The 24,954-nt window shown below is 65.7% G+C and carries 22 protein-coding genes and 2 tRNA genes; 12 read left to right on the forward strand and 12 right to left on the reverse strand.

Features of this window, described 5'->3' with window-relative positions; genetic code table 11:
- Positions 1–247: 247 nt before the first annotated feature.
- Both H8F26_RS18310 and H8F26_RS18315 read right to left on the reverse strand, forming a co-directional pair.
- Positions 248–1,378, reverse strand: coding sequence for a DUF4912 domain-containing protein (locus H8F26_RS18310; RefSeq protein ID WP_197159337.1), 1,131 nt, complete (start codon positions 1,376–1,378; stop codon positions 248–250).
- Between the two features lie 138 nt (positions 1,379–1,516).
- Entirely contained in the window at positions 1,517–2,089 is a 573-nt protein-coding gene (locus H8F26_RS18315; RefSeq protein WP_197156359.1) for a rhomboid family intramembrane serine protease, read from the reverse strand.
- A gap of 84 nt (positions 2,090–2,173) precedes the next feature.
- Between H8F26_RS18315 and H8F26_RS18320 the strand changes: the two genes are divergently transcribed.
- From H8F26_RS18320 to H8F26_RS18335, 4 genes are all read left to right on the forward strand, one after another.
- Complete coding sequence (locus H8F26_RS18320) at positions 2,174–3,226, forward strand: fatty acid desaturase (RefSeq protein ID WP_370594651.1); 1,053 nt, start codon at positions 2,174–2,176, stop codon at positions 3,224–3,226.
- A complete protein-coding gene (locus H8F26_RS18325; RefSeq protein WP_197156361.1) occupies positions 3,223–4,263 on the forward strand; it encodes an alpha/beta fold hydrolase in 1,041 nt (346 codons plus the stop codon). The genes H8F26_RS18320 and H8F26_RS18325 overlap by 4 nt, the downstream gene beginning before the upstream one ends.
- Positions 4,264–4,326: 63 nt before the next feature.
- Positions 4,327–5,568: a type III glutamate--ammonia ligase gene (gene glnT, locus H8F26_RS18330; protein ID WP_197156363.1), complete on the forward strand. Its 1,242-nt coding sequence runs from the start codon at positions 4,327–4,329 to the stop codon at positions 5,566–5,568.
- A 70-nt stretch (positions 5,569–5,638) separates the two neighbouring features.
- Positions 5,639–6,385, forward strand: a complete 747-nt coding sequence (locus tag H8F26_RS18335; protein WP_197156365.1) for a hypothetical protein — start codon at positions 5,639–5,641, stop codon at positions 6,383–6,385.
- A gap of 49 nt (positions 6,386–6,434) precedes the next feature.
- Here the strand turns inward: H8F26_RS18335 and polA are convergent, their stop codons facing one another.
- Complete coding sequence (gene polA / locus H8F26_RS18340) at positions 6,435–9,530, reverse strand: DNA polymerase I (protein WP_197156367.1); 3,096 nt, start codon at positions 9,528–9,530, stop codon at positions 6,435–6,437.
- A 111-nt stretch (positions 9,531–9,641) separates the two neighbouring features.
- Here polA and H8F26_RS18345 point away from each other — a divergent pair, with 111 nt between their 5' ends.
- Together H8F26_RS18345 and H8F26_RS18350 are read left to right on the forward strand one after the other, a co-directional pair.
- Positions 9,642–9,884 (forward strand): hypothetical protein, encoded by a 243-nt coding sequence (locus tag H8F26_RS18345; protein WP_197156369.1) that lies wholly within the window; start codon positions 9,642–9,644, stop codon positions 9,882–9,884.
- Positions 9,885–9,905: 21 nt separating this feature from the next.
- On the forward strand, positions 9,906–11,186 hold the full coding sequence (locus H8F26_RS18350; RefSeq protein WP_197156371.1) for a cation:proton antiporter: 1,281 nt from the start codon (positions 9,906–9,908) through the stop codon (positions 11,184–11,186).
- Between the two features lie 91 nt (positions 11,187–11,277).
- Here the strand turns inward: H8F26_RS18350 and gltX are convergent, their stop codons facing one another.
- The 5 genes from gltX to H8F26_RS18375 all read right to left on the reverse strand — a co-directional run bounded on the left by gltX (position 11,278) and on the right by H8F26_RS18375 (position 14,744).
- Entirely contained in the window at positions 11,278–12,762 is a 1,485-nt protein-coding gene (gene gltX / locus H8F26_RS18355; RefSeq protein ID WP_197156374.1) for a glutamate--tRNA ligase, read from the reverse strand.
- 28 nt (positions 12,763–12,790) lie between these two features.
- Positions 12,791–12,864: transfer RNA gene (locus H8F26_RS18360), tRNA-Asp, on the reverse strand.
- 732 nt (positions 12,865–13,596) lie between these two features.
- A tRNA-Trp gene (locus tag H8F26_RS18365) sits at positions 13,597–13,669 on the reverse strand.
- A 34-nt stretch (positions 13,670–13,703) separates the two neighbouring features.
- Complete coding sequence (gene rplS / locus H8F26_RS18370) at positions 13,704–14,120, reverse strand: 50S ribosomal protein L19 (protein ID WP_197159339.1); 417 nt, start codon at positions 14,118–14,120, stop codon at positions 13,704–13,706.
- A 270-nt stretch (positions 14,121–14,390) separates the two neighbouring features.
- On the reverse strand, positions 14,391–14,744 hold the full coding sequence (locus H8F26_RS18375) for a peptidase (RefSeq protein ID WP_197156376.1): 354 nt from the start codon (positions 14,742–14,744) through the stop codon (positions 14,391–14,393).
- A gap of 65 nt (positions 14,745–14,809) precedes the next feature.
- Between H8F26_RS18375 and map the strand changes: the two genes are divergently transcribed.
- Positions 14,810–15,664 (forward strand): type I methionyl aminopeptidase, encoded by an 855-nt coding sequence (map, locus tag H8F26_RS18380; protein WP_197156378.1) that lies wholly within the window; start codon positions 14,810–14,812, stop codon positions 15,662–15,664.
- Positions 15,665–15,680: 16 nt separating this feature from the next.
- On the opposite strand, the gene H8F26_RS18385 is transcribed toward map, so the two are convergent.
- Positions 15,681–16,454, reverse strand: coding sequence for an NAD-dependent epimerase/dehydratase family protein (locus tag H8F26_RS18385; protein ID WP_197156380.1), 774 nt, complete (start codon positions 16,452–16,454; stop codon positions 15,681–15,683).
- Between the two features lie 67 nt (positions 16,455–16,521).
- Between H8F26_RS18385 and ebsA the strand changes: the two genes are divergently transcribed.
- The 3 genes from ebsA (at position 16,522) to H8F26_RS18400 (ending at position 18,607) form a co-directional block, all read left to right on the forward strand.
- On the forward strand, positions 16,522–16,902 hold the full coding sequence (gene ebsA, locus H8F26_RS18390; protein ID WP_197156382.1) for a type IV pilus biogenesis protein EbsA: 381 nt from the start codon (positions 16,522–16,524) through the stop codon (positions 16,900–16,902).
- 50 nt (positions 16,903–16,952) lie between these two features.
- Positions 16,953–18,029, forward strand: coding sequence for a phosphotransacetylase family protein (locus H8F26_RS18395; RefSeq protein WP_197156384.1), 1,077 nt, complete (start codon positions 16,953–16,955; stop codon positions 18,027–18,029).
- A gap of 65 nt (positions 18,030–18,094) precedes the next feature.
- Entirely contained in the window at positions 18,095–18,607 is a 513-nt protein-coding gene (locus H8F26_RS18400) for a DNA recombination-mediator protein A (protein ID WP_197156386.1), read from the forward strand.
- Between the two features lie 13 nt (positions 18,608–18,620).
- Here the strand turns inward: H8F26_RS18400 and H8F26_RS18405 are convergent, their stop codons facing one another.
- The gene (locus H8F26_RS18405; protein ID WP_231597958.1) at positions 18,621–19,040 is read right to left on the reverse strand and encodes an NfeD family protein; all 420 of its coding nucleotides are present in this window, start codon (positions 19,038–19,040) and stop codon (positions 18,621–18,623) included.
- 58 nt (positions 19,041–19,098) lie between these two features.
- On the opposite strand from H8F26_RS18405, the gene H8F26_RS18410 reads away from it, so the two are divergent.
- Positions 19,099–20,013, forward strand: a complete 915-nt coding sequence (locus tag H8F26_RS18410) for an SPFH domain-containing protein (RefSeq protein WP_197156390.1) — start codon at positions 19,099–19,101, stop codon at positions 20,011–20,013.
- A 27-nt stretch (positions 20,014–20,040) separates the two neighbouring features.
- On the opposite strand, the gene H8F26_RS18415 is transcribed toward H8F26_RS18410, so the two are convergent.
- Together H8F26_RS18415 and H8F26_RS18420 are read right to left on the reverse strand one after the other, a co-directional pair.
- Positions 20,041–20,514, reverse strand: a complete 474-nt coding sequence (locus H8F26_RS18415) for an MAPEG family protein (RefSeq protein WP_197156392.1) — start codon at positions 20,512–20,514, stop codon at positions 20,041–20,043.
- Between the two features lie 82 nt (positions 20,515–20,596).
- Positions 20,597–21,661, reverse strand: coding sequence for a helix-turn-helix transcriptional regulator (locus tag H8F26_RS18420; RefSeq protein WP_197156394.1), 1,065 nt, complete (start codon positions 21,659–21,661; stop codon positions 20,597–20,599).
- A 343-nt stretch (positions 21,662–22,004) separates the two neighbouring features.
- On the opposite strand from H8F26_RS18420, the gene H8F26_RS18425 reads away from it, so the two are divergent.
- Entirely contained in the window at positions 22,005–24,902 is a 2,898-nt protein-coding gene (locus tag H8F26_RS18425) for a chemotaxis protein CheB (protein WP_231605341.1), read from the forward strand.
- Positions 24,903–24,954 lie beyond the last annotated feature (52 nt).

Below are 24,954 nucleotides of genomic sequence, written 5' to 3' on the forward strand. Positions count from 1 at the left end.
AGCCATTGATGGCCGATCCGTAGGCGACTTGGGGGAAAGGCCCCACCCCTTGACCGCTGGCCCCTCGGAGCTCCCCATTCGCAGGTCTGGCCAACCGGTGAGGGGCCAGGCGGAAGGTCCCTCTCCATACCGGAGTGCAACGGATGCAAAAAACCCCCAGGACCGGATGGAGGGCCCTGGGGTTGTTGGTCGGAGTCACCGGCTGAAGCGGTGGATCCATCCTGTCATCAGCGGCAACACTGCGGAATCAGAACCACTCCATAGCAGCCATGTCCTTGGGATTGGTGTGCTCCTCGGGGGTGTTGCGCTCGAACTGCAGGGTGATGTGGCGGCGCTGCTCGCCATCGGCTGCCACGGCTTCGATCGCGTACAGCTGCTGGCCATCGCGGAAGGGAACCTGGAGGCGGAAGGTGCCATCTGCCGAGAGGGGCACCGTTTCGCCTCCAATGCTGAGCGTCGCGGCCGGGTCGGTGGCGCCATAGACGATCAGTTCGGCGTCAGCCACCAGCCAGAAGCTGCGCTGACGCGCCATCACCCCACCCACGCCAGAGGCCTGCCGGCCGCTAGCCCAGGGTCCGGCACCGGAATCGGTTAGGCCAGCGCGACCAGCCCCATGGAGATCATCGGTGCTGTCCTGAAAGATTTCCGATCCCACACGACGCACCTGGCGCATGGACTGCTGATAGAACCGCTCATGCTGGCCCGTTGGTGCTGCCGGCATGGTCGGCTCAACACTCGCATCGGCCATGGGCAGAACCCCGAGCTCGAAGGGGACAAAAGCATCGGCCACCTCCATGCTGGGTTCCGCGGCAGGCATCCGTGCCACTGAGGAGAAGGCCAACGAGAGCCAGCCACCAGCGGAGAGACGGGCGCCAAGCTCGACGCGGTAATCACGATCCGGCATCGGCACCGGCAGGAACCACTCGCTGCTCCTGGACTCGACCACCACTTCCTGAAGGGCATGGGGATGGGCGGTGCCGCCGGAGAGACCTGTCACATCAGCCACGCGCAGGCAGAGACTGGTGGCGCCTGAGGCGGCCATCCGTTCGCGATCCTCCTGGGAGATGGTCCAGAAGCAATAGGCCCAGGAGGGATCGCGTGGCAAGAACACCACCTGCGTCTGCATCGCCTCCACAGACACCGGAACCACCGGTTCAGGACTGACGCCATCGGTGGGTTCAGAGATGGAGACAGGCATCGGGGCGGCAGACCCAGCCTCTGGACTGCTTTCGCCGTAGGGAATCTGGGTTCGCTTACCAATCGCCTGAACCAAGCCCTCTTTGGTGGCAAGGCTGTAGCGGGGCAACCCCAGGCTGCTGGCGAGTTGACGAAGCTGTCGAATCGTGAGGTTGGAGAGATTGGCTACGGCTTTACCCAGGGACTCCATCGGCTTCGTTCAGATTTGTGACATCCATCGTCGGGGAATCCCGCCGTTTTCGGATCGCGTTGTCAGCAGATCGCCACCGGATCCGGGATCGCGATCCCAGCACGAGCCACCGCACGACCGGCGCTCGCCTCAATCCCGGTGCACCGCCAGGGCAGCCAGCACGCCTCCGGCAAATCCCGAGGCGTGACCGATCCAGCTGACTCCAGGCGGGGTCAGAAAGGGCAGGAGGGTCGGGATCAGGCCCCCGTAGCCCACCAAGGCAACCAACGTGATCAGGATCGAGAGCGGGCGCCGCTCCAGCACACCAATCAGGAGAAGATAACCGAGCAAGCCATACACAACTCCAGACAATCCGTGGCTGCCGATCGGCCAGAACAGCCACACCGGGATGGCGGTGAGGTAGACGCCGATCCATACCGCGAGATAATCACGATGACTTTTGGCCAGCACCAGCCAGGACAGCGGCAGGAACCACACGGAGTTGCTGATCAGGTGAGCGAAACCGCTGTGGCTGAAGGGGGCGGTGAGCACCCCGAGAAATGATCCACCGCGCACCATCGGCAGATTCCAGGTTCCGCCGAAGAAGATCTGATCGATCAGTTCCTGGGTCCAGGGAATCGCCAGAATCAACAGGGGCAGCACTGCCGTCGTTCCAGCCCGGGCCAAGGCCCGATCCAGGCGTTGAGAGAGGCTGTCGGCCATGCACAGAAGGATGGGAGGTTCAGTCTGAACCCGCCAGCCGTTCTCCTGTCGACACGATGATGGGCTCAGCCTGCCTGTTCGAGCGTGCCCACCCGCGCCGGCCAACCGTTCCCGAGCGAATCTCCGACCCTTGGCAGCACGCCGGGGATGGCTCCATCGGCCCTGCCCCCCGACCCCCCCGCTGGTGAGATGGCCGCCGAGCCTGGCGATCAGCCGTTGCTGCTGAGCAGTGAGCAGCTCGCCGTCTTCAATCGCCGCCGCAATGACGAGGGCTGGGCTCAGCTGATCGGCCATCTCACCCTGCTGGGGCTGGGCGCGGCGCTGTGGATCACACCAACCGCCCTGATCCCCGCTGCTTCGCCACCGCTGCTTCTGGTGGTGAAGCTGGTAGGGGTGCTGCTGCTGGGCTGGGCCCTGGCCTTCGGCTTCTGCGCCATGCATGAATGCGGCCATCGCACCGCCTTCGCCAGCCGTTCGATCAACGATACGGTGGCCTGGTGGATGGGCGTTCTGAGCTTCTACAACGCTGATTTCTACCGCCGCTATCACCAATGGCACCACCGCTTCACCCACCAGATCGGGCTGGATCCGGAGCTGGAGGACGCACCACCGAGCACCCTGCCGGCCTACCTGCTGGAGCTGAGCGGACTGCCCTGGTGGCTCGGCAAGATTCAGGGCCATTGGCGCGCGCTCCGGGGCGACTTCGCAGGCGCCCCCTACATCCCCCCGGAGGCCACCGCCGCGGTCGCCCGTTCGGTGCGCCTCCAATTTGCGGTCTACGCCGCTGTTCTGTTGGTCTCGATTCCGCTGGGTAGGCCGCTGCTGCTGTTCGACTGGCTCCTGCCTCTGGCGGTGGGCCAGCCGCTGCTGCGGTTTGTGCTCCTCGCCGAACACGGGGGCTGCAGCACCAGCGCCGATGGGTTGCGCAATACCCGCACCACCCTCACCCTGGCGCCGCTGCGCTGGCTGATGTGGAACATGCCGTTCCATACGGAACACCATCTCTACCCTTCCCTTCCTTTCCACGCCCTGCCCCAGGCCCACGACCAGCTGGCCCCCCAACTGGTCCATTGCTCCCCGGGTTATCTGGCGGTGCATCGCGGCTTCCTGGGCAACCTGGCGGCTCTGGCCCTGTGAGCAGCGGCGACCCGGGCAGCAACCTCGATCAAACCTTCGAGCTCGGTGATGTTTCGCTGGCCTGCGGCCGCATCCTTCCCCAGGCCCAGCTGCGCTACCGGGTCTACGGAACCCTGGCCGCTGATCGCTCCAATCTGGTGCTCTATCCCAGTTCCTACGGAGCCCGGCCAGACGACATCGACTGGGTGGTGGGACCGATCCTCGACCCCGAGCACTGGTGCATCGTGCTGGTGAACCAGTTCGGCAACGGCGTGTCGAGCAGTCCCAGCAACAGCGACCTCGGCTTGCCGGAGAACGGCTGGTTGCTGGATCACCGCGACAACCTGCGGGCCCAGGTGCGGTTGCTGGAAGAGGTGTTCAAGGTGGAGCGACCGGCCCTGGTCTACGGCTGGTCGATGGGGGCCCAGCAGGCCTATCACTGGGGAGTGCTGGAACCGCAGCGGGCTCAGCGCCTCTGCTGTCTCTGTGGCACAGCCCGCACCACCCCCCACAATCGTCTCTTCCTGCTCAGCCTGCGCCAGGCTCTCACCGCTGATCCCTGCTGGAACGGCACGGGCTTTGAGGGGGTTCCAGAGGCGGGGCTGCGCACCTTTGCACTGATCTATGCCAGCTGGGCCGCCAGCCAGCCCTTCTACCGGGCGGAGCCCTACCGGCGGCAGGGCTACGCCAGCGTGGAGGAGTACGTGGAGCAGGCCTGGTTGCCGGCCTACCGGCGCCACGATCCCCACGACCTGCTCACCATGCTGGATGTGTGGCTGGCCAACGACGTGGCCGCCGCGGCAGGTTGCGGCGATGATCTCGCGGCAGCCCTGGGCCGGATCACGGCCGACACCCTGGTGATGGCCGGCAGTCACGACCTCTATTTCACGCCGGACGACTGTGCCGCCGAGGCCCGCCTGATCCCCGGGGCGCAGTTCCGCCGGATCGAGTCGGTGCTGGGCCACCGGGCCGGAAACCCGCGCGATGCTCCGGAGGTGCAGGCCGTGATCCGAGCGGCACTGGACACGCTGCTCGCCGACGCGCTGACGAACGACTGATCCCCGTTCGCCTTTCTCCACTCACCCCGACTTCGACCCACCTCTTCACCGTTGAGCCCCCGCATGACCGACCTGGCTCGCTACGCCGCCGACCACAACCTGCGTCATGTCCTGTTCTCCTTCTGCGATCTGTTCGGGGTGCAACGGGCCAAGCTGGTGCCGGCCACGGCGGCGGCGGCGATGGCCGACAGCGGTGCCGGCTTCGCGGGCTTTGCTGCCTGGCTGCACATGAGCCCGGCCGATCCGGATGTGCTGGCCATCCCGGATCCCGCCAGCTTGATGGTGCTGCCCTGGCAGCCGACTGTGGCCTGGGTCGCCACCGACCTGGTGGTGGAGGGAATCCCGCTGGAGCAATCGCCACGGCGGGTGCTGCAGCGCCAGCTGGAACGGGCGGCGGCCCAGGGTCTGCATTTCCGCACCGGCGTGGAACCTGAGTTCTTCCTGCTCGACCCGGAACGGGTAGTGATCGCCGATCGCCACGATCAGCAGAGCAAACCCTGCTACGACCAACTTGCCCTGATGCGCAACTATCCGCTGATCAGTGAACTGCTCGATGGCATGGAAACCCTGGGCTGGGGCCCGTACCAGGCCGACCACGAAGATGCCAACGGTCAGTTCGAGATCAACTGGACCTTCGCCGATGCCCTGATCACGGCGGACCGCCACGCCTTCTTCCGAGTGATGGCCCAGGCGGTGGCGGAGCGCTACGGCCGCTGGGTGAGCTTCGCCCCCAAGCCGGTCGCCGAGCTCACCGGCAACGGTGCCCATCTCCATTGCTCCCTCTGGGACGATCAGGGTCGCAACCTGTTCCACGATGGTGCGGGGCCCCTGGGCCTGTCGAAGCTGGCGTATCACTTTCTGGGCGGGTTGCTGGCCCATGCGCCCGCCCTCTGCGCCCTCACCAATCCCATCTCTGCCAGCTATCGGCGGCTGGCCCGCACCAACACCGCCTCCGGCTCCAACTGGTCGCCGGGCTGGATCAGCTACGGCGGCAACAACCGCACCCACATGGTGCGGATTCCAGACGATCAACGGCTGGAGCTGCGCCTGCCCGATGGTGCCGCCAATCCATATCTGCTGCAGGCCGGGGCGCTGGCCGCCGGCCTGGATGGCATCGCGCGCCAGCTCGATCCCGGCCCGCGCAGCGATGCCGACACCGATGCCACCCCACCGTCCGCCGATCAGGCGGCACGCCTGCCATCCAGCCTGGCCGAAGCCCGTGATGCCTTCCGGCAGGACAGGATCCTGCGTGAGGCGCTCGGTGAAGCGTTCTGCACGGCGTACGAGGCCCTGCAACCGGCCTGATCCGTTCCGGTTGGCAAGCAGGGCCGCCATGCTTCAGGCTTGAGACCAAGGCAATGCAGGCCTGAGGCCCATGGCGACGACGACCCCACACACAGCCACTCCCTCCGGAGCTGATCCCGCACCACCCCGCCTTCAGGCCTGGCGTCTGGGGGCTGTTCCGCTGCTGGCGCTGCTGCTGCCCCTGGAACTGGCTCTGCAGCCGGGAGGCGTTGCAGCGGTGGAGGCCCAACCGGGTGGTGGTGCCGCTGCGCCGGCTCCCGCCGCCACTGAACCAGCCCCCGCCTCAGACAACGGCGAGGCACCTGGAGCCCGCGAAAAGGCATTGCTGGAGAAAATCCGCAGTCTCAAGGCACCCCGCTGGCGTGTCTTTGGCGCCTGCCGCTACGACTGGGCCGGCTGGCGGCTGGCCGAGGGCAATGTGCGCACTACGGGCGTTTCGTGCGGCGACCCGCCTGTGACCGGCAGCGTGGCCGTTCATTGTGACACCCTCAAACTTACCCGCCGGGTGGGTGAGAGCCCCTGGGAGACCTGGCGGCTGCCCTTCTCCCGCGGCGAATCCACCACCCTGGGCGGTGAGGACGAAATGATGGCCAACCTCTGCGCCAACGTCACCCCGGCCTCAACCCCAGCCACCCCGCCCCCGGCTGGCCAGTCAGCCGGGACGGACAATGCGGCCCCCAGGTCAGCAGCACCGAAGACGACGACCCCGAAGCCTGCGGTGCCGAAGACTGCTGCCCCGAAAACCTCCACACCGCAGCCAGCAGCACCGAAAGCGGCGCCCCCCAAAACCTCAGCACCAAAACCAGCGGCACCCTGAGCAACGCTCACGTCAACCCAGACATGCGAGCGAAGCACGGGCATTGGCCCTACTTCGCCTCCATCCAGTTGGGTCCCACACCGGTCTCCACCCTCAGCGGAACCGAGAGCCTCACGGCCCCTTCCATTGTGCGACGGGTCAGTGCCAGCACCTCCTCCACCGCCTCCGGGGCACTTTCGAGCACCAGTTCATCGTGAACCTGCAGCAGAAGCCGAGCCGCCAGGGAGCGGCTCTGCAGCTCTCTCTGCAACTGAATCATCGCCAGCTTGATGATGTCTGCCGAAGAGCCCTGAATCGGTGCGTTGGCAGCCGCCCGCAACTGCTGGGCTTCCAGACCGCCACGATGGGCCACCGCGAGGTCGATCGAAAGCGGATCCTTGCCGAGCAAGCGCCCCAGCCCATGGGGATCAAAGGCGAAGGGCCGTCGGCGGCCCAGGATCGTTTCCACATAGCCACGGGAGAGAGCCAGCCGTTCCTGCAACTCCAGGAAGGCGAACACCTTCGGGTAGCGCTGCTTGTACTTGCTCAGGAACTCCTTGGCGACGGCCTGGCTGACGCCGGTCTCGCGCGCGAAGCGCTGGGCACCCATGCCGTAGATCACCCCGAAGTTGATCGTCTTGCCGAGGCGGCGCTCTTCAGGAGTGACCTCCTCCTTCTCGAGCAGCAACCTGGCGGTGAGGGCATGCACATCGTCGCCACTGCGGTAGGCCTGCAGCAGCACCTCCTCGCCCGAGAGGTGGGTGAGGATGCGCAGCTCGATCTGGGAGTAATCGGCGCTGATCAGCTGCCAGCCCTCCTGGGGCAGAAACGCCTTGCGAATCCGGCGACTGAACTCGGTGCGGATCGGGATGTTCTGCAGGTTGGGATTGCTGCTCGAGAGCCGCCCGGTGGCGGTCACGGCCTGGTTGAAATCCGTATGTACCCGACCGGTTTCAGGCTCAACCAGGGCCGGGAGCGCATCCACGTAGGTGCTCTTGAGCTTGCTGAGGGTGCGGTGCTCCAGCACAAGCGGTACGACCGGATGGGCATCTTCCAGCTTTTCCAGAACGGCTGCGTCGGTGCTCCAGCCGGTTTTGGTCCTCCGCGATTTCTTGCGGTCAAGACCCAGGGTGTCGAACAGCAGCTCACCCAGCTGTTTGGGTGACGCGAGGTTGAACTCAACGCCTGCGGCTTGCTTCGCTCGCTGCTCCAGGCTGGCCAGAGCGTCGGCGAGCTCCTGACTCAGGCTGCTCAGATAGGTGCTGTCAATGCGGATGCCTGTGGCTTCCATCAGCGCCAGCACAGGTTCGAGCGGGAGCTCCACCTGTTCCAACAGCGTGGGCAGAGCCTCCCCGAGCTCGCTCAGCTGCTGCTTCAGCAGCCCGGTGAGCCTCCAGGTCAAGTGCACATCCATGCCGCAGTAGGAGGCAGCTGCCTCGATCGGCACCGCGGCGAAAGTGGCACCTTTCGGCACCAGCGCCGAAAATCCGATTGGGTTGAAGCCGAAGTTGCGCTGGGCCAGGGCCTCGAGACCGTGTTTGGCATTGGCATCGCGGAGATAATCCGCCAGGAGCGTGTCCATCACCACCCCGGCCAGAGGCAGGCCGTGCCGCAGCAACACCAGCCGGTCGTATTTGGCGTTCTGCAGGGTCTTGGGATGCTGGGCACTGGCAAGCCAGGGAGCCAGCGCCCTGAGCACCTGATCCAGTGGCAGCTGGGTCATGGGGAGCGGTGAAGCCTCCTGCAGCGCCGCAGGATCCGGAGGCTCGTGGCCGATCGGGATGTAAGCGACATCCTCCAGGCCATTCCCCCAGCAGAACCCGATCCCCACCAGTTCAGCCTGGAAGGGATTGAGGCTGGTGGTTTCGGTATCAAGGGCGATGGGGGCCGAAGAATCCGTGGCAGCCATCAGCCGGACGATCAGCCTCTCCAGCTGCTCGTTGCTGTGAATCAGCTCGGGCTTGAGAGCTGGCGGGGCGGATGTTTCCTCCCCAGCACCCGAAGTCACCCCAGCCCCAGTGGTCGCGGCCGGGGATGAACTGACCTCGGCCGCGGGGGTGACCGCTGCAACGGCAGCCATTGCCCCGGAGGCCGTTGTCGCGGCCGTGGCTTCCACCGCCACCGAAGCAGGGTTCGGTGCATCGGCCGAGAAAACGAGGCTGAAGCTGGGGGCCTGGCGCATCAGGCTGAACAGCTCCAACTCCTCAAGGGCACCGGCCAAAGCCTCCCCATTCACCTGACCCAGCCGCAGGCGCGGCTCCCTGGGCAAGGGAATGTCCACAAGGATCTCCGCCAACATGCGGGAGCGATAGGCGTTCTCCTTGTCGGCGCTGAGCTTGCCCTTCAAAGCCCCCTTGATCGCGCCCTTGCTGGCTTTGGCGCCCTCAAGCGCTTCAAGGGCTGCATAGACGCCATCGAGATCACCGTTCTCGCGGAGCAGGGTGATCGCCGTCTTGGGACCCACGCCCTTCACGCCGGGAATGTTGTCGGAGCTGTCGCCGGTGAGAGCCTTGAGATCCACTACCTCCTCCGGCGGCACACCGAGCTTGGCGATCACACCCTCGCGGCGGATCTCCACAGGACCCGAATTCTTCACGTAAGGACCGCCGCCCATGTACAGCACGGCGATATCCCGCTGGTCATCCACCAGTTGGAACAGATCGCGATCGCCCGAAAGGATGCGCACACGCCAGCCGGCATCCGCCCCGCGATTGGCCAGGGTGCCGAGCACGTCATCGGCCTCGAACCCCGGGGCCATGCAGATGGGGAGGTCGAGCGGGCCCGCGAGGATGTCCTGCAGGTTGGCCAGGTCTTCGAAAAAGTGCTCCGGGGCTTCATCCCGGTGGGCCTTGTAGGCCTCATCCGCCTCATGACGAAAGGTGGGGCCGGCCGTGTCAAAGGCAATCACCACCCCTTGGGGCGACAGACCACGGGCGTTGTCAAGAAGAGCCTTGAGAAAGCCGTAGGTCACGCTGGTGGGCACGCCGGCCTTGGTCGCCAGGCCGCCGTCACCTCCCTTGGCGAAGGCATAGAAACTGCGGAAAGCGAGGGAATGGCCATCCACCAACAGCAGAAGTGGCCTCTTGCTACCGGGAGGGGAGACAACCTCGTCGGTCGCGCACGGCTGCGATGCAGCGGGATGGCCCTTCTCGATCAACGATGCCATGCCGCCATGCCGGTCGGACCCTGCAGATCACTCCAGCCTGCCAGAGGAGGGCAAGCCCTTCCCGGTCCTTTGCGGCATCCTGGGTCCGAACCGCAGCTGCGACTCGCCGCCATGGCCCGCACCGCCCGCCGCTATGACATTCATCTGTTACTTGTCGGCGGCCAACGCGAAGTCATCCACTTCGCCACGCTGGAGGCCTTTCAGCAATGGTACGGCGAAGTTCTCACCGCATCCGCACCGGAAGCCTTTGTGAATGTGCCGATCAGGGATCTGGAGGGTGAATACCTGGTGGTGCGCCCCAGTGCTGTGATCGGCATCCGGGTCGAGCCCCAGTTCGGATCGGTGGATGACTGAGCTCCACCGGAGGCTTCCCGCATGACTCCGGAGAAGCTGACTTTGCTGTGGGGCATCACGGTGTTCTCCGGAGCCGTGGCCCAGACCCTCGCCCTGCTCACCGGTCTGCCGGGGGTTGTGTTGCTGCTCTCTGCAGGCCTGCTGATCGGCCGCTCGGGGCTGGGATTGGTCGAACCGCTCGATCTGGGAATCGGCCTCGAGACCGTGGTGGGCCTGCTGGTGAGCCTGGTGCTCTTCGACGGCGGCATCAACCTGCGTCTGCCCGGCGATGCCCTCAAGTGGCTCGTGGTGCGCATCGTGCTGGTGCGTCTGGTGCTGGCCCTGGTGGGAGGCCTGCTGGCGGCCCATTGGCTGGCTGGCCTCAGCTGGCAACTGGCCAGTGTCTTCAGCGCCATCGTTTTGGCCACCGGGCCCACGGTGGTCACCCCGCTGGTGCGGCAGATCGGCCTGATGCCCCCCCTGGGGGAGGTGCTGGAGGGTGAGGGGCTGGTGCTCGAACCGATCGGTGCGGTGCTGGCGCTGCTCCTGCTCGAGCTGGTGCTGGGCGATCTGCAGGGCTGGCGATCCGTGGCCACCGGTCTGCTGCTGCGCCTCGGGGTGGGGCTGGTGGTGGGCCTGGTGTGTGGAGCCCTGCTGGCTGAAGCCCTGAGGCGCCTGCCCTCCAGCTCCCGGGCCGGCCTGCGGCTGCAGCTCACCCTGGGGGTGCTGTTCCTGATGTATTCCTCCTGTGAACACTGGTTACCTGAATCGGGCCTGCCGGCTGCTGTAGCGGCTGGAGTGGTGGTGGGGCGCCGCCCCGATACCAATGCGGAGGAACTCGACGGGCTGATTCGTCAGCTGGCCCAGTTGGCGATCACGATGCTGTTTCCGCTGCTGGCGGCCGATGTCAGCTGGGCGGAGCTGAGCCCGCTCGGCTGGGGCGGGGTGGCCTGCGTGCTGGCCCTGATGGTGGTGGTGCGTCCGGTGGCGATTGGCCTGGCCACCTGGGGCATGGGGTACACCCTGCCCCAGCGCACCCTGCTCAGCTGGCTGGCACCACGAGGGATCGTCACCGCAGCCGTGGCCAGCCTGTTCGCCATTCGTCTCGAGGAGGCGGGTGTGGTTGGGGCAGGCCGGCTGCAGGGGTTGGTCTTCCTCACGATCCTGATGACCGTCGGGCTGCAGGGACTCAGTGCCCGGCTGCTGGCCCAACGGCTGCAGCTGATCAGTCCCGTCGATCCCGAGGCCGACTGCCCTGAGGCCGGCGACCCCCGGAGCGGCAACGCAGACGCCGGCAAAGCCACCGCAGAAGCCTCAGCCTGAGGCCAGGCGATGCAACCCCTGCTCAGGGGGTGAAGAAGGTTCCATCAGGTGGCCAGCTAGCTGATCGGGGCTCAGCCGATGGCCGTGGGCCTCACAGGCAGCGCTCGATGCGCTGAAGATCCTCGCCGTCATGGTGCAGCAGCAACCAGGTGCTGAGCAGGTCTGGGCCCTGGAGGCTGCCCAAGAGGGCAGCCCGCAGACTTTTCATCAGGACTCCCTTCTTGACATCGGCCGCCTTGCAGGCAGCGCCCAGCAGCTGCTGGGCCTGCTCCGCCTCCAGCGGGGCCTCGACACCATGGCCGCGCAGCGACTCCAGCAGGGCAGCCAAGGCTGCCTGGGCTGGGGCGGAGCCGATCTGGTCGCGCGCAGCTGGATCCAGCTCCGGCCGCTCGAAGAAGGGTTTGGCTTGGTCCACACCATCGGCGAGCAAGGTGAGGGAGGGGCCGATCAACTCGCAAAGCGCCTGTTGCCAGGATTGACTCTGTGACGCTGCAATCTGTGCTGGCTTGATTGGATCTGACTCGATCTGGGCAGATGGAATCCAGCCTTGCTCGGCCCAGAGCGGCAGGAGCTGCTCTCTCAGTTCGCTGGGAGGCAGGGCATGCAGGATCTGGCCGTTCAGCCAGTTCAGCTTGTCCCAGTCAAAGCGGGCGCCAGCTTTGTTGACGCGCTCGAAATCGAACACGGCGGCAGCTTCGCTGAGGGTGAACCGTTCCCCCATGCCTTCCGGCGGCGACCAGCCCAGCAGGGTCATGTAATTGGCGAGGGCGACAGCGTCATACCCCATGCCGCGGAAGTCGCTGATCGAGGTGACACCATCGCGCTTGGAGAGCTTGCGGCCCTCCTTGTTGAGGATCAGCGGCGTGTGGGCGAAGACCGGCTGGGGCAACCCCAGGGCGTCGTAAAGCAGCAGCTGCTTGGCCGTGTTGGCGATGTGGTCTTCGCCGCGGATCACGTGGGTGATCGCCATGGCGGCATCGTCTACCACCACCACCAGGTTGTAGAGCGGGTCCCCGATCCGATCGGACGGGGCCCTGCGGGCGACCACCATGTCTCCGCCGAGGTCACTGCCGGCCCAGCGCATCGGACCGCGCACCAGATCCGTCCAGCTGATCGTGGCATCGTCATCGATGCGGAAGCGGATCACCGCCTCCCGGCCTTCGGCAATGAAGGCCGCCTCCTGTTCGGGGCTGAGATCGCGGTGGCGATTGTCGTAGCGGGGGGCCTTGCTGGCCGCCGCCTGCTGCTCCCGCATCGCCGTCAGCTCGGCCTCGGTGGCGTAGCAGCGATAGGCATGGCCGCTGGCCAGCAACTGCTCGATCGCCATCCGATGCTCCGCCAGACGGGTGCTCTGAATCACCGGCTCCCCGTCCCAGTCCAGACCCAGCCAGGCCAGGCCCTCCAGGATGTTGTCGGTGTACTCCTGCCGGCTGCGCTCCTTGTCAGTGTCCTCGATGCGCAGCAGAAACTGGCCACCTTGGCGCCGGGCGAAGAGCCAGTTGAACACGGCTGTCCGCGCAGTGCCGATGTGCAGCGTGCCGGTAGGACTGGGAGCCAGACGAACCCGTACCGTCACCTTCGGCGATCTCCGGATGAATCAAAAACGGGACTGACGGGGCTCGAACCCGCAACTTCCGCCGTGACAGGGCGGTGCTCTAACCGATTGAACTACAGTCCCAGCCGGGCCAGAAGCACGACCAGTGGCAACCTACAACAGCAACAATCTTCGAAGAGATCCGCTGGATCAAAGTCCTTTGGATTGAAACCCGAAGATCAAACCTGAACGCGGTGGCCGTGGCGGCGGACGTTACCGCCCTCCGACCCAATGAGTATCGGCGTTCACCCGTCCATTCGTCAACCGATTGCAGCGCCGCAGGCCGGCAGCCAAACCGGCGGCGGATCAGGCCTGGCGGCACCCGTGCGGAGACCTGGAAAGGGAAAGATCGGGCGTGGTCCACGGCCATCCAACCAGCACCACAAAACCGCCAAAAGACCGAGTCCGTGAGGAATCGGCCATGGCGGCATGGCTGAGGAAGGATGACAACCTCAGCAGCAGAAATCCTGAAGGCGAGAAGAAGATGAAGTTTGAAAGTGATGATCAGAAAGAATCAAGGCGAATGCCGTGAAGACTCACAACTTTCAACCAAGCTACATCTCTACACCACCATCAAGGCTTGGCTCGGTCAGGGCCTGAAACCGGCCGGCTCAATCAGGCGCACCTGATTACCACGGGCTGTGAATTCACGACCTTGATCACTCTGGACAACCACACGGCCACCCGACTTGACACGGATCACACGAGCACGAACCCAGCCGAGGGCAGCTGACTCAAGCACCTTCACCACATCGCCGGGCTGTAGATCCAACTCCATGTTCTGGATGACGAAACGGCATGGGGGGGGACATCGAACGCGCCGTGGAGGACTTGAACCCCCGACATCAGGTTTTGGAGACCTGCGTTCTACCAACTGAACTAACGGCGCAAGGCGATGTCCCCGTTGAAACGAGGGCTGAACCTCAGCGATCGAAGCGCTGCTTCACACGGGTGGCCTTGCCCACCCGGTCTCGCAGATAGAACAGCTTCGCACGACGAACCTTACCGCGGCGCTCCACCTTGATGGAGGCGACCTGGGGGCTGTGGAGCATAAAGACCCGCTCCACACCGACGCCCTGGAAGATCCGGCGCACGGTGATCGTGGAGTTGAGGCCACCGTGGCGCTTCGCGATCACAACCCCCTCGTAGGGCTGGACACGCTCCTTGTTGCCCTCGCGGATGCGGACGCCCACCTTGACAGTGTCGCCCACATAGATGTCGGGGAGATCGCTCTTGAGCTGCTCAGCCTCAAAGGCGCGGATCAGATCCTGGGGGCTGAGCCGGCCGGTGGAGGCGCCAGCCGCGGCAGCGGGGGTGGCCACGGCGCTGGTTTCCGCCACGTCGGCTGTCGCTTCAGCCTGGTTCTCTGCGGTCTCTGTCACTGCGGTCTCAGTCACGGGCTGGTCGGTGTTCGGGGGTGGTCCGGAGGTTGGGGGATGGCGGAAGGTCCGTGGGGCACTCTCGCAGCCTGAAACCGCGAGTCCTCTGAATGGCAGTCCGGAGCCTGCGATTCAAAGGGTGCCGTAGCGGGAGCCATCCAGCTCCGCGACACCTGGCCAAACAAGGAGATTACCTTCTCACGTGTCGGCCTCGGGCCTCCCCCCCTGGCATCAGCCCTGAGCAACGCCCTGACGCAGCTTCTGCCATTGGCGCCGCAGGCGCTGGAAGGCCATGGCCGAACCACTGAGCAGCATCGAGACCAGCCCCAGGCCATTCAGCACCACGTAAACGGTTTCACCATGGGGACCGAACCACTGGCGCAGCCATTCGCCCTCGTGCAGCACCATCAGCAGGTGAGCCCGATCCCGATCCCAGCCGGCCCAGTCGCGCAGGACGCGGTAGGCCACCCCACTGGCCACCGTGAGCAGCAGCGGCGCCAGCACGACCGGGGCCAGGCTGCCGTGCCACTGGCGCAGACGCACCACCAGGGAGGGGCGTGGGGCCGCCGGGTTCCTTCCCGCCATCGTTACTCCACGGCAGTGACATCCCCGCCATTGATAACTTGCAACCACGCCTCGTGCATGGCCCGATGAATCTGTTCGCCGATCTGCTGGCCAGCACCACGGCCGCCACCACCAATGGGGTCACCCAGACCGGGCCTCGGATTCAGAAGAGTCGCCGCGGGGTTGAGATCAAATCGGCGCGCGAGGTGGAGACCATGCGCAAGGCCAGCCGCATCGTGGCCACGGTGCTGCGCGAGATCATCGAGCTGGTGGAGCCGGGTATGACCACCACCGATCTCGACCGCCATGCCGAGACCCGCATCCGTGCCATGGGGGCGGTGCCCAGCTTCAAGGGCTACCACGGCTTTCCAGCCAGCATCTGCGCCAGCATCAACAACGAGGTGGTGCATGGCATCCCCAGCCCCAAGCGGGTGATCAAGCCCGGCGACCTGGTCAAGGTGGACACCGGTGCCTACTTCGACGGCTACCACGGCGACAGCTGCGTCACCATCTGCGTCGGTGAGGGAGTCAGCGAAGCAGCCGAGCGCCTGTCCCGCGTTGCGCAGGAATCGTTGATGCAGGGGCTGGCGCGCATCAAGGCCGGCAACACCCTGCTGGACATCGCCGGTGCCGTGCAGGATCACGTCGAAGCGCATGGCTATGCGGTGGTGGAGGACTACACCGGCCATGGCGTCGGGCGCAACCTGCACGAGGAGCCCTCGGTGTTCAACTACCGCACCCGCGATCTGCCCAACATGAAGCTGCGGGCGGGCATGACCCTGGCGGTGGAGCCGATCCTCAATGCCGGCAGCAAGGATTGCCGCACCCTGCGCGACCGCTGGACGGTGGTGACCGTCGACGGGAGCCTCTCAGCCCAGTGGGAGCACACCATCGTGGTGACCAGCGACGGCTGTGAGATCCTCACCGACCGCGACTTCTGAAGCAGGCCGTTCAGGGCTACGCTGGGGCCCCTGAGCGACCACTGAACAACCTGAAGTACAGCCAGCGGCTCAAGGTCGTCAACGGCATCAGGACATAGGTCAGAGGATTGGGCGTCACAATGATCAGCCCCAGATCCCAGTCCGCCTGGCGCAGGATCTCCCGGGCGACAAAGCCGCTGCTCATCAGCCCGATCGGATTGAGGGCCGAGCGGAACGGCCCGAGAACCAGGCGGCGGAGCCGCAGACCTGAGCCTGGCTTGCCGGCCAGATCCAGGGCCCGCAGGCTGAGCACCTGCCCGAGAAGGCGCTTGCTGATCTCGTAGAGAGGGCTGAGGGCCGGCTGGATCTCCGCTTCCGAGGTGTTGAGCCACACCTCGGGGCGGTGTCGCCCCTGCCGTTCAACCGCGCTGCGCCGCTCGGCAACCTGGGCAAACAGCTCCAGCAGACGCCAGCTGCTCAGGGCATTGACCTCCAGAGAGGTGGCGACTGCGGCACTGTCACGGGCACCGTAGAGATTCACACCATGATTGAGCACGAGCACATCCACGCTCTCCAGCACTGGACTCAGTTCCTCCTCCTGCCCCACCTGCCAGGTGACCTGACGTAAGGGAATCGCCTCGCCGGCCTCGTCCTGGAGCTTCAGCATCGTGGTGCCGTGGGTCAGGGCCACCAGTTCGGCGCCGCGGCAGTGCCAGGCCTTCAGCAGGGCCTTCCCGAGGGCGCCGCTGGCGCCTGTGATGGCCACCGTGGGGCGGCTGCGGAGCGGAAGGTCGGCAGACGGGCCACTCATGGTCTGGCGCGGGGCAGGGATTTCGCGCCAGCATGGATCGCAGCACGATCGGATCCCTTCAAGGCTGATGCCCACCCCCCTGCTGGACGCAGCACTTCTGCCGTTGTTCGCCCCCTACTGCGGCGGACTCGGGCGTCAGTCACTGATCGAGGAGGCACTGCGACAGCTGGCTCTGGGGCAATTTCAAGGCAAGCGGCCTCTGCGCGACGGCGGCACCCATCCCTTCGTGCTCCGCTGGCAGGCGGAGCCGGCCCCTCTGGAACCGGCCCGCTGCACACTCACATTCACTGAGCAATTCAGTCCCGATGGGCAGCCGATCACCTACTCCTTCAACATCCCCACCCATCAGCTGCTGTCGTTGCTGATGGAACGGGAGGGTGAGGTGCTGCCGGCCAATTTCTGGCGCTGGCTGCTGATCGGGCAGGGCACTCCGTCAGGAACCGCCTGAAGCACGATGACTAAATTGACCACCAATCCTCTGGTCAGCGAGGCCATTTCATGCCCACCCCCCTGCTGATCGGCTCCTGTGAACCCTTCAGCGGCAAATCGGCCGTGGTTCTGGGGCTGGCCAGGCAGCTGCTGCACCTGGGGGCGGTCATCCGCTTCGGCAAGCCCCTGGCCACCACCCCCGAACCGGGAGCCACGGGGATCGATGCCGACGTCCGCTTCATTGCCCAAACCCTGCACCTCGACGACGACCATCTGCTGCCATCGCTGGCTGTCCTCGATCCGGACAATGCCCGCGACCGGCTGATGCGCGGCGATCTCTCCAGTGATCCGGCCCTGGAGCAGCTGCACCAGACCCTGATCGGATTCGGAGACGGCCTGGCCCTTCTGGAAGCCGCCGGCAGCCTGAGCGAAGGGATGCTGTATGGCCTGAGCCTGCCCCAGCTTGCGGAAGGGCTTGATGCTTCCGTGGTGCTTGTGCATCTCTGGGCCGACAGCAGCAGCGTCGATCCGCTGCTGCAGGCCAGGGAGCTTCTCGGCGAGCGCTTGGCCGGCGTTGTGCTGAACGCCGTGTCCCTGGAGGCGGTGGCGCGGGTCCGCGAAGACGTGCAACCGGCCCTGGAGCGTCTGGGCATGCCGGTCTACGGGGTGATGCCGCGCAGTCCGCTGCTGCGCAGCGTCACCGTGGAGGAGCTGGGCCGGCGCCTGGAAGCCGACGTGCTCTGCTGCCGCGATCGCCTCGACCTGCTGGTGGAAACACTCTCGATCGGAGCGATGAACGTGAATTCCGCCATGGAATTCTTTCGGCGTCGCCGCAATATGGCCGTGGTGACAGGGGCAGACCGCACCGACATCCAGCTGGCGGCGCTGGAGGCCAGCACCCAGTGCCTCATCTTGACCGGGGCCGGAGATCCCCTGCCGCAGCTGATCAACCGTGCCGAGGAACTGGAGGTGCATCTGCTCAAGGTAGAGCATGACACCCTCACCACCGTGGAAGTGATCGAGCGAGCATTCGGACATGTGCGGTTGCATGAGTCCGTCAAGGCCACCTATGCCGTGCGCCTCGTGGAAGAGCACTGCGATTTCAGCCAGCTGTTCGAGCGACTGCAATTGCCAGCGGCGTTGTAGCCGGATCCCGGAACCCTCCGGAACGCTGCTAGTTTCACCCCAACCACTGCGGCGATTAGCACCTGGTGACCCGGTCCCTTGATCTGCCGGCCATGGACCGGATCGACACGCTGGCCCAGGAGCTGGCCATGCTCCAGGACCGCAGCAAGCGGCGTATCGCCATCCTCGGCAGCCGCCATGTGCCTGTGGTCTCGGTGCACCTGGTGGAGGTGGTAGCCCGCTCCCTGGCCCAGGAGGGTCACAACCTGATCACCTCTGGAGCCCAGGGTGTCAACGCCGCCGTGATCCGCAGCGTGCTGGAGGTGGATGCTTCCCGCCTCACGGTGCTGCTGCCCCAGAGTCTCGATCGCCAGCCCGTCGAATCACGCGAGCAACTGGATCGGGTGCTGCACTTGGTCGAGAAGCCCGAGCACGATGAGCTGCCCCTGCCGATGGCGAGCAGTCTCTGCAACCAGGACATCATCACCCGCTGCGATCAGCTGATCTGCTACGCCTTCCACGACAGCGAAACCCTGCTGGCCAGCTGCCGGGTCGCCGAGGACATGGGCAAGGTGGTGAGCCTGTTGTTCTTCGACTGAGGAGCCTTCCGGTTCAGCGCGGCAGGATCTGCAGCCGATTGCCCTCGCGGCCCATCACGGTCACCTGTTGGCCCGCCTCAAGGAGCCGCTCCGGCTCGAGGCTCTCAGCTGCCCAGCTCTGACCGTTCCAGCGCACCCGCCCCTGGCCCTGCCGGTCAAAGCCAGTGATCACCTCGGCAGTCTCCTGCCCCGCCTGTTGTGGCAGGGCCCGCCTACGCCGCTGGTGCGACCACCGCCACAGCAGGGTGTATCCAGCTCCGGCCAGAATCGCAGCCAGCAGGCCCTGCAAGGCAGGAGCCAGGGGCACCAGGGCGGTGATGATCGAGAGGAGCAGGGCCACCACGGCCCCCACCAGCCAACCGTCGAATTCGGCGCCGACCAGCTCCAGCAGCAGCAGGCCGCCGGCAATGGCAAGCCAGATCAGAGAGGCCAAGGGCGGGTTGTCGCTGCTCTCATCCTGCCTAGGTTGGAGCCACTGCGGCAGCGACCCGATGGAAGCCTTGCTCTCCCTTCCCGCCATGGCCCTGCTGGCGGTCCTCGGCATCAGCAGCGTCAAGATCACCAGCGGCGGCCGCTCGATGCTGGTGGAACGCCTGGGCAAGTACGACCGCCAGCTCACGCCGGGCCTCTCCTTCGTGATGCCGATGGTGGAGAAGGTGGTGAGCCACGAATCGCTCAAGGAGCGGGTGCTGGACATCCCGCCGCAGCAGTGCATCACCCGCGACAACGTCTCGATCGAGGTGGATGCGGTGGTGTATTGGCAACTGCTGGAGCATGCCCGCGCCTACTACGGCGTCGACAACCTCCAGGCGGCCATGGTCAACCTGGTGCTGACCCAGATCCGCGCTGAGATGGGCAAGCTCGACCTCGACCAGACCTTCACCACCCGCCAGGAGGTGAACGAGGCGCTGCTCAAGGAACTCGATACCGCCACCGATCCCTGGGGCGTCAAGGTGACCCGGGTCGAGATGCGCGACATCGTGCCCTCCCAGGGGGTGCAGCAGGCGATGGAGAAACAGATGACCGCCGAGCGGGAAAAGCGGGCGGCGATCCTGCGCTCCGAGGGGGAGCGAGAAGCCCAGCTCAACGGCGCCAAGGGCCGCGCCGATGCCCTCGTGCTCGACGCCGAAGCGAAGAAGACGGCGCTGGTGATGGAGGCCGAAGCCCAGGCGAATCAGCAGAAAGTGTTGGCTGCGGCCCGGGCCGCAGCAGCCATGGAACTGGCCCGGGTGATCGAGACCCATCCCGCCGCAGCCGAAAGCCTGCGGCTGCTGCTGGCCAAGGATTGGATGGCCATGGGGCAGGAAATGGCCCGGGCCGAAGGCGGCTCGGTGTTGATGGTGGATCCCCAGAGCCCCGCCTCCCTGCTCGCCGCCCTCAAGGGCCTGCAAGATCACAAGAGCTGATCACCCATGGGGCGGACTCCCGCCCGATCAGCCGGCCAGCACCCCCTGGAGGCCGGCCAGATACAGCAGCGCGGTGCAGAGCAGGCCGCTGATCCAGCAGAGGCTGCGCAGGGGCGGCAGATCGGCGAGGTAGGCGCCGATGTAGAGCAAGCGCGCAGCCGGATGCAGCCAGGCCGCCAGGGCGATCCAGGGGACGGCCGCCTGTATCGACGGGGCGTGGATCAGGCAGAGCAGGCAGGCCGGCGCATGCAGGCCGAAGGCCTCAAAGCTGTTCTGATGGGCCCACTGGGCCCGCTTCCCCCAGGCCGGCAACCGCTCGAACATCGCCCGCGGCGCCGAGAGATCCGCCAGGCTGAAATCGGCCTGGCTGCGGCCGGCAGCGAGGGGAATCAGGCTGGCGATCACCACGGCACCCGCCAGCACCAGCGACCAGGCGAAGGCGGCGCCCGGCGCAGCAGCCGAAAGCGGAGGGAGCAGCAGGGCAAGCGCGAAGGGCGGCATCAGCTGAGGGCCTGAGAAACGAAAGCCGTTCTAAGCCTCGACTCCTTCCACCTTCCCAAGGCAGGGCAGACGCCCAGGAGCTTCAGCGCGACTCCGGCGGGCGGGTGGCCCGGGCCTCCCGCATCAACTGCGAGGGCTTGACATGGAACCGCTGCTGAAAATCGACGCTGAACAGGCTGAGCGAGCGATAGCCGCACTGGGTGGCGATCTGAGCCACCGAATCACCAGGCGCAGGATTCTGCAGACAACGGCGCGCCTGATCCAACCGCTGGTTGCGGATCCACTGGGTTGCCGTACATCCCAACCGCTCCTTGAAGGCATATTGCAGAGCGCGCCTGGAGTAATGGCTATACGACTCCAGCATCGTGAGATTGAGCGGCTGGGCAAGGTTGAACTTGATATAGTCGAGCAACTCATCAAACGTATCGCGGCCCTGCCGATCCTTCTGGTTGAGCCGATCCAGAGGGCTGTCCAGAAGCAAGTCCGGCAGCATCATCGCCGCCATCAGCCGGTAGATCCGTTCATCCACCTGCAGGCGTTCAATCAACACCGGACTGGCATCAACCAGCTGATTGACCAGGCTGATCTCCTGGCGAACCAGGGCCTGAAGCGGTGGCCCGTCGCTGTCGGCGGAGAGCTTCCTGCACTGACTCTGCTGCATCAAGTCCTTCCAGGCCGCTGGACAATGCTGGAGCCCTCCCATGACCATGGCCGTCCTCAGGAGTCGTTCCGGCCGCAGGTGACACAGCAGGGCGCTGACCGCTGTGGTGTCGCAGCAATAGGCGGCGCCATTGAGAATCAGGCAGTCATCCGCCTGACAGGACCACTCGTGGGACTCCTGGCGGACCCGTTGCTCCCCTCCATAGCCCAGCACAACGGTGAGTCCATCGTGCTCCTGCGTTTGCAGATGACAGGGGGGAAGGATGCCAGCCACCAGCGCAACGCCACCGAACGACGACTCGAATCCGTAGTGCCACCACGGCACGGAAGCGGAGGCGGCTTCGAGCTGCTGCAGTGGCACCACCGTGCTGATCAACTCGGCACTGCGGGCGATGTCCTCAATCCGCAGCAACCTGGCCTGAAAGGGATTGGTAAGACCGGCGGCCTGGGGGTGCGGCTCGAATGGGTGCGGGATCGAGGTGGCCACGCTAAGGGCTGACCAGCGCAATTCCGCAGGCTGATCGGATGGCAGATCGGCTGATCGCGAGTTGGTTCATCGATGCCACCGCCGTTTTCGACAGTCAGAAAACGCTAATGGATCGAAGCCAAAGGACCGACCGTCCGCTGAACAGCAACTTGCACATCACCAACGATTTTGCATGGTTCTGATAAAAACTGGTGGCAGTGCCGCTGGCCCCTGGATCCTGGCCTCTTTCGCCAGCCGATGCATCACCGATCCAGAGATCTAGGCTGAAGTTGATCAGCGGCTCTCCTTTGCCCATGGCGTGCTCCTCCAGCGCGGTGCGCCAAGAATGAGAACCTTCCAGGGCATGACGATCACCCGGGTGGTAGGCATCGGAACCTCGGCCGGGGGCCTGGCGGCCTTGACGGATCTGGTCAGCCAGCTGACGGCCGGCGGACGACAGGCCTATGTGGTGGCTCAGCACCTTGATCCCGACCACCACAGCCACCTGCTCGAGCTGCTGGCCCGGACCAGCCGTTTGCCCGTGGTCCTGGCTCGCGATGGGGCACCGCTGCAGCCCGATGTGATCGCCATCGTTCCGCCCAACCACGACGTCACGGTCGTGGCGAACCGCCTCAGTCTTCAGGCGCCGGCTCCTCGCTACGGTCCAGCCCCCAGCATCGACCTGCTGTTGGCCTCGATCGCAAGGGAGTGGGGTGCCAACGGAGTGGCCGTGGTGCTGTCCGGCACCGGCAGCGATGGCGCCTTCGGGCTGCGCTCGGTCAAGGAAGCGGGCGGACTCACCCTGGCCCAGAGCCCGGCAGAGGCGAAGTTCGGCGCCATGCCGCGGGCAGCCATCACCCTCGGCGGCGCTGTGCTGGTGCTGGAGGCGGGCGCGATCGGGCAGCATCTGGCCGGACTGAACAGCCTCACCCCAGCGGCAGCCGAGGAGGCCCCAGCGCCTGGCTCCGGCCTGCCGGCCACCCCGATCGGCTTGTCCGCGCTGATCGAGCCCTTGCAGCGCGCCACCGGTCTGGATGCGTCCCATTACACCGAGGCGTCGCTGCGCCGCCAGGTGGAACGACGCATGGCGACCCACCAGCTCAGCGACCTGGAGGCCTACATGCCCCTGCTGGAGGGTGACCCTGAAGAGGCCCAGGCACTGGCCCAGACCCTGCTGGCGTCAGGCACCTCCTTCTTTCGCGATCCCCAGGCCTTTTCGGCCCTGAGACGGCTCCTGCTCGATGGCCTCTCCAGGCGCCCGGCACCGCATTTCCTGCGCGTCTGGGTGCCGGGCTGCGCCAGCGGCGAAGAGGCCTATTCGATCGCCATGTTGATCAGTGAGCTGCTCGGCCATCCCCACGATCTGGCTGCCCAGCTGAAGATCTTCGCCACGGATCTCAGTGAGCAGAGCCTGTCGATCGCCCGCCTCGGAGTGTATCCAGATGCCGCAGTGGCTGGGATTCCAGCGGAATTACGCCAGCGCTTCCTGATGGATCGGGGAGCCGAACACGTGATCTGTGAATCATTGCGGACCTGCATGGTCTTCGCCCGCCACGACATGGGCAAGGACCCACCATTTCCGCGGCTCGATCTGATCGCCTGCCGCAACACGCTGATCGATTTCACCGCACCCGTTCAGGAACGGGTGCTGGCCCTGTTCAGTTTTGCCCTGGTGCCCGGAGGACTGTTGTTCCTCGGCCATGCGGACGCCCTCGGAAGCCGCATCAGCGGTTTCCATTTGGCTGATGGGGAACAGAACCTGTACCACCGTTCCGGCGACACGCTCACGCGCCAGCCCCTGCCGCCTGGTCCTGCCGCGGGCCGGCAGGGGCTCGCTGCAGCTCCGACCCGTTCGATCACCGTGCTGCGAGAGACCATCCCCGAGCAGCACATGGCCCTGCTCGAGGTGCTGATCCGTGCCTTCTGCCAGCCCAGCCTCGTGCTGGATGAATGGCACGATCTGGTGGAAGTGATCGGCGACATCACCCCCTACTGCCGCCTGCCGGAAGGGCGACTCACGACAGCCGCCCAATCGTTTCTCCGGCCCGAACTGCGCAGCGAGGCCAGGGCCCTGTTTCTGCTGACCCCCGCCGTCAACACCACCGCACGCAGTACCGCCGTGCATCTGGAAGACCTCGACCAGTGGGTGCGGCTGGAGCTTCGCTGCCTGACGGTGGATGGCCGTTCCATCCTGCTGCTCAGCTTTGTGCCGCAGGGGGAGAAGGAGGCCGGCCTCACCACAACGGCGCCACCGGGGGAACGGGATGCCGCCTTCGATCGCGAAATCCAGCGCCTTGAGCGTAAACTGCTGAGCAGTCAGGAGACCCTGCAGCGCTCCTTGATGGAACTGGAGCAGGCGAATGCTGATCTGGAGTCCTTTTCCGAGGAGCTGCAGGCGTCGTCCGAGGAGCTGCAGTCGTCCAACGAGGAGCTGGAGGCCTCCAACGAGGAGATGCAGGTCACCAACCAGGAACTGGCGACGCTGAACCAGACGCTGAGCTGCCGCGGCGAACAGCTGGAGCGGCTCAACGCTGATCTGGAAAACATCCAGAGTTCGCTCAGCCAGGGCATGGTGATCGTCGATCGCCAACTCTGTGTCACCCGCTTCACCCCTCTGGCGGTGCGGGTCTTCGCCTTGATGGCCAGCGATCTCGGCAAGCCGTTGCTGCGCATTCCCACCACCCTGCCGCTGCCGCAGCTGCCGGAGGCCCTGGAGGCGGTGCTGCAGGGCGAACCGCGGCAAAGCCTCGAGGCCAGCAGTGAAGATGTCTCCTACCTGATTCAGGTGCTGCCCTACCAGGATCTGGAAGGTCGACGCCGCGGCGCCATCGTCACCCTCACCGATGTGTCCGAGCTGATGGAGATGAGCCGGGCGGCGGAGGCGGCCCTCAACGAGTTCTCCAGCCTCACTGATGCCCTCGATGCGGTGGTCTGGAAGTGGAATCAGGGCATGAGCGAGCTTCTCTACGTGAGCCAGCGCATCCACTCCCTGACGGGCTGGTCCCCCGCCGAACTCTGTGAACATCCAGAGCGGTTCGTCAAGGCGATCGTGCCGGATGATCGTGGCCGCGTGGAGGCGGCCCGCGACTGGACCCAGGGTCGCTGGACCGTGCGCTACCGCCTCACCACCCGCTCAGGCCGGCCGCTCTGGGTGGTTGAGGCGGGCCGGGTCGTCAAGGACGGCGACGATCGTTTCGTGGTGGGCACGCTCACCGAGGTGACGCCTGGCCTCGGCCTCGGGGAGCGAGCGGAGGCGGCCTAACAAGTCCTGCAAGCCCTACAAGACCTGAAGCATGGAGTACAGGAAACGGTGG

This window comes from Synechococcus sp. CBW1006 (assembly GCF_015840525.1).
Lineage (GTDB): Bacteria > Cyanobacteriota > Cyanobacteriia > PCC-6307 > Cyanobiaceae > CBW1002.

Excerpts from the sequence above, each read along its gene's own strand:
- H8F26_RS18315 (WP_197156359.1), bottom strand. The coding sequence starts at position 2,089 with ATGGCCGACAGCCTCTCTCAACGCCTGGATCGGGCCTTGGCCCGGGCT.
- glnT (WP_197156363.1), top strand. The coding sequence starts at position 4,327 with ATGACCGACCTGGCTCGCTACGCCGCCGACCACAACCTGCGTCATGTC.
- H8F26_RS18335 (WP_197156365.1), top strand. The coding sequence starts at position 5,639 with ATGGCGACGACGACCCCACACACAGCCACTCCCTCCGGAGCTGATCCC.
- polA (WP_197156367.1), bottom strand. The coding sequence starts at position 9,530 with ATGGCATCGTTGATCGAGAAGGGCCATCCCGCTGCATCGCAGCCGTGC.
- H8F26_RS18345 (WP_197156369.1), top strand. The coding sequence starts at position 9,642 with ATGGCCCGCACCGCCCGCCGCTATGACATTCATCTGTTACTTGTCGGC.
- H8F26_RS18350 (WP_197156371.1), top strand. The coding sequence starts at position 9,906 with ATGACTCCGGAGAAGCTGACTTTGCTGTGGGGCATCACGGTGTTCTCC.
- H8F26_RS18375 (WP_197156376.1), bottom strand. The coding sequence starts at position 14,744 with ATGGCGGGAAGGAACCCGGCGGCCCCACGCCCCTCCCTGGTGGTGCGT.
- map (WP_197156378.1), top strand. The coding sequence starts at position 14,810 with ATGAATCTGTTCGCCGATCTGCTGGCCAGCACCACGGCCGCCACCACC.
- H8F26_RS18385 (WP_197156380.1), bottom strand. The coding sequence starts at position 16,454 with ATGAGTGGCCCGTCTGCCGACCTTCCGCTCCGCAGCCGCCCCACGGTG.
- ebsA (WP_197156382.1), top strand. The coding sequence starts at position 16,522 with ATGCCCACCCCCCTGCTGGACGCAGCACTTCTGCCGTTGTTCGCCCCC.
- H8F26_RS18395 (WP_197156384.1), top strand. The coding sequence starts at position 16,953 with ATGCCCACCCCCCTGCTGATCGGCTCCTGTGAACCCTTCAGCGGCAAA.
- H8F26_RS18410 (WP_197156390.1), top strand. The coding sequence starts at position 19,099 with ATGGAAGCCTTGCTCTCCCTTCCCGCCATGGCCCTGCTGGCGGTCCTC.
- H8F26_RS18415 (WP_197156392.1), bottom strand. The coding sequence starts at position 20,514 with ATGCCGCCCTTCGCGCTTGCCCTGCTGCTCCCTCCGCTTTCGGCTGCT.
- H8F26_RS18425 (WP_231605341.1), top strand. The coding sequence starts at position 22,005 with ATGACGATCACCCGGGTGGTAGGCATCGGAACCTCGGCCGGGGGCCTG.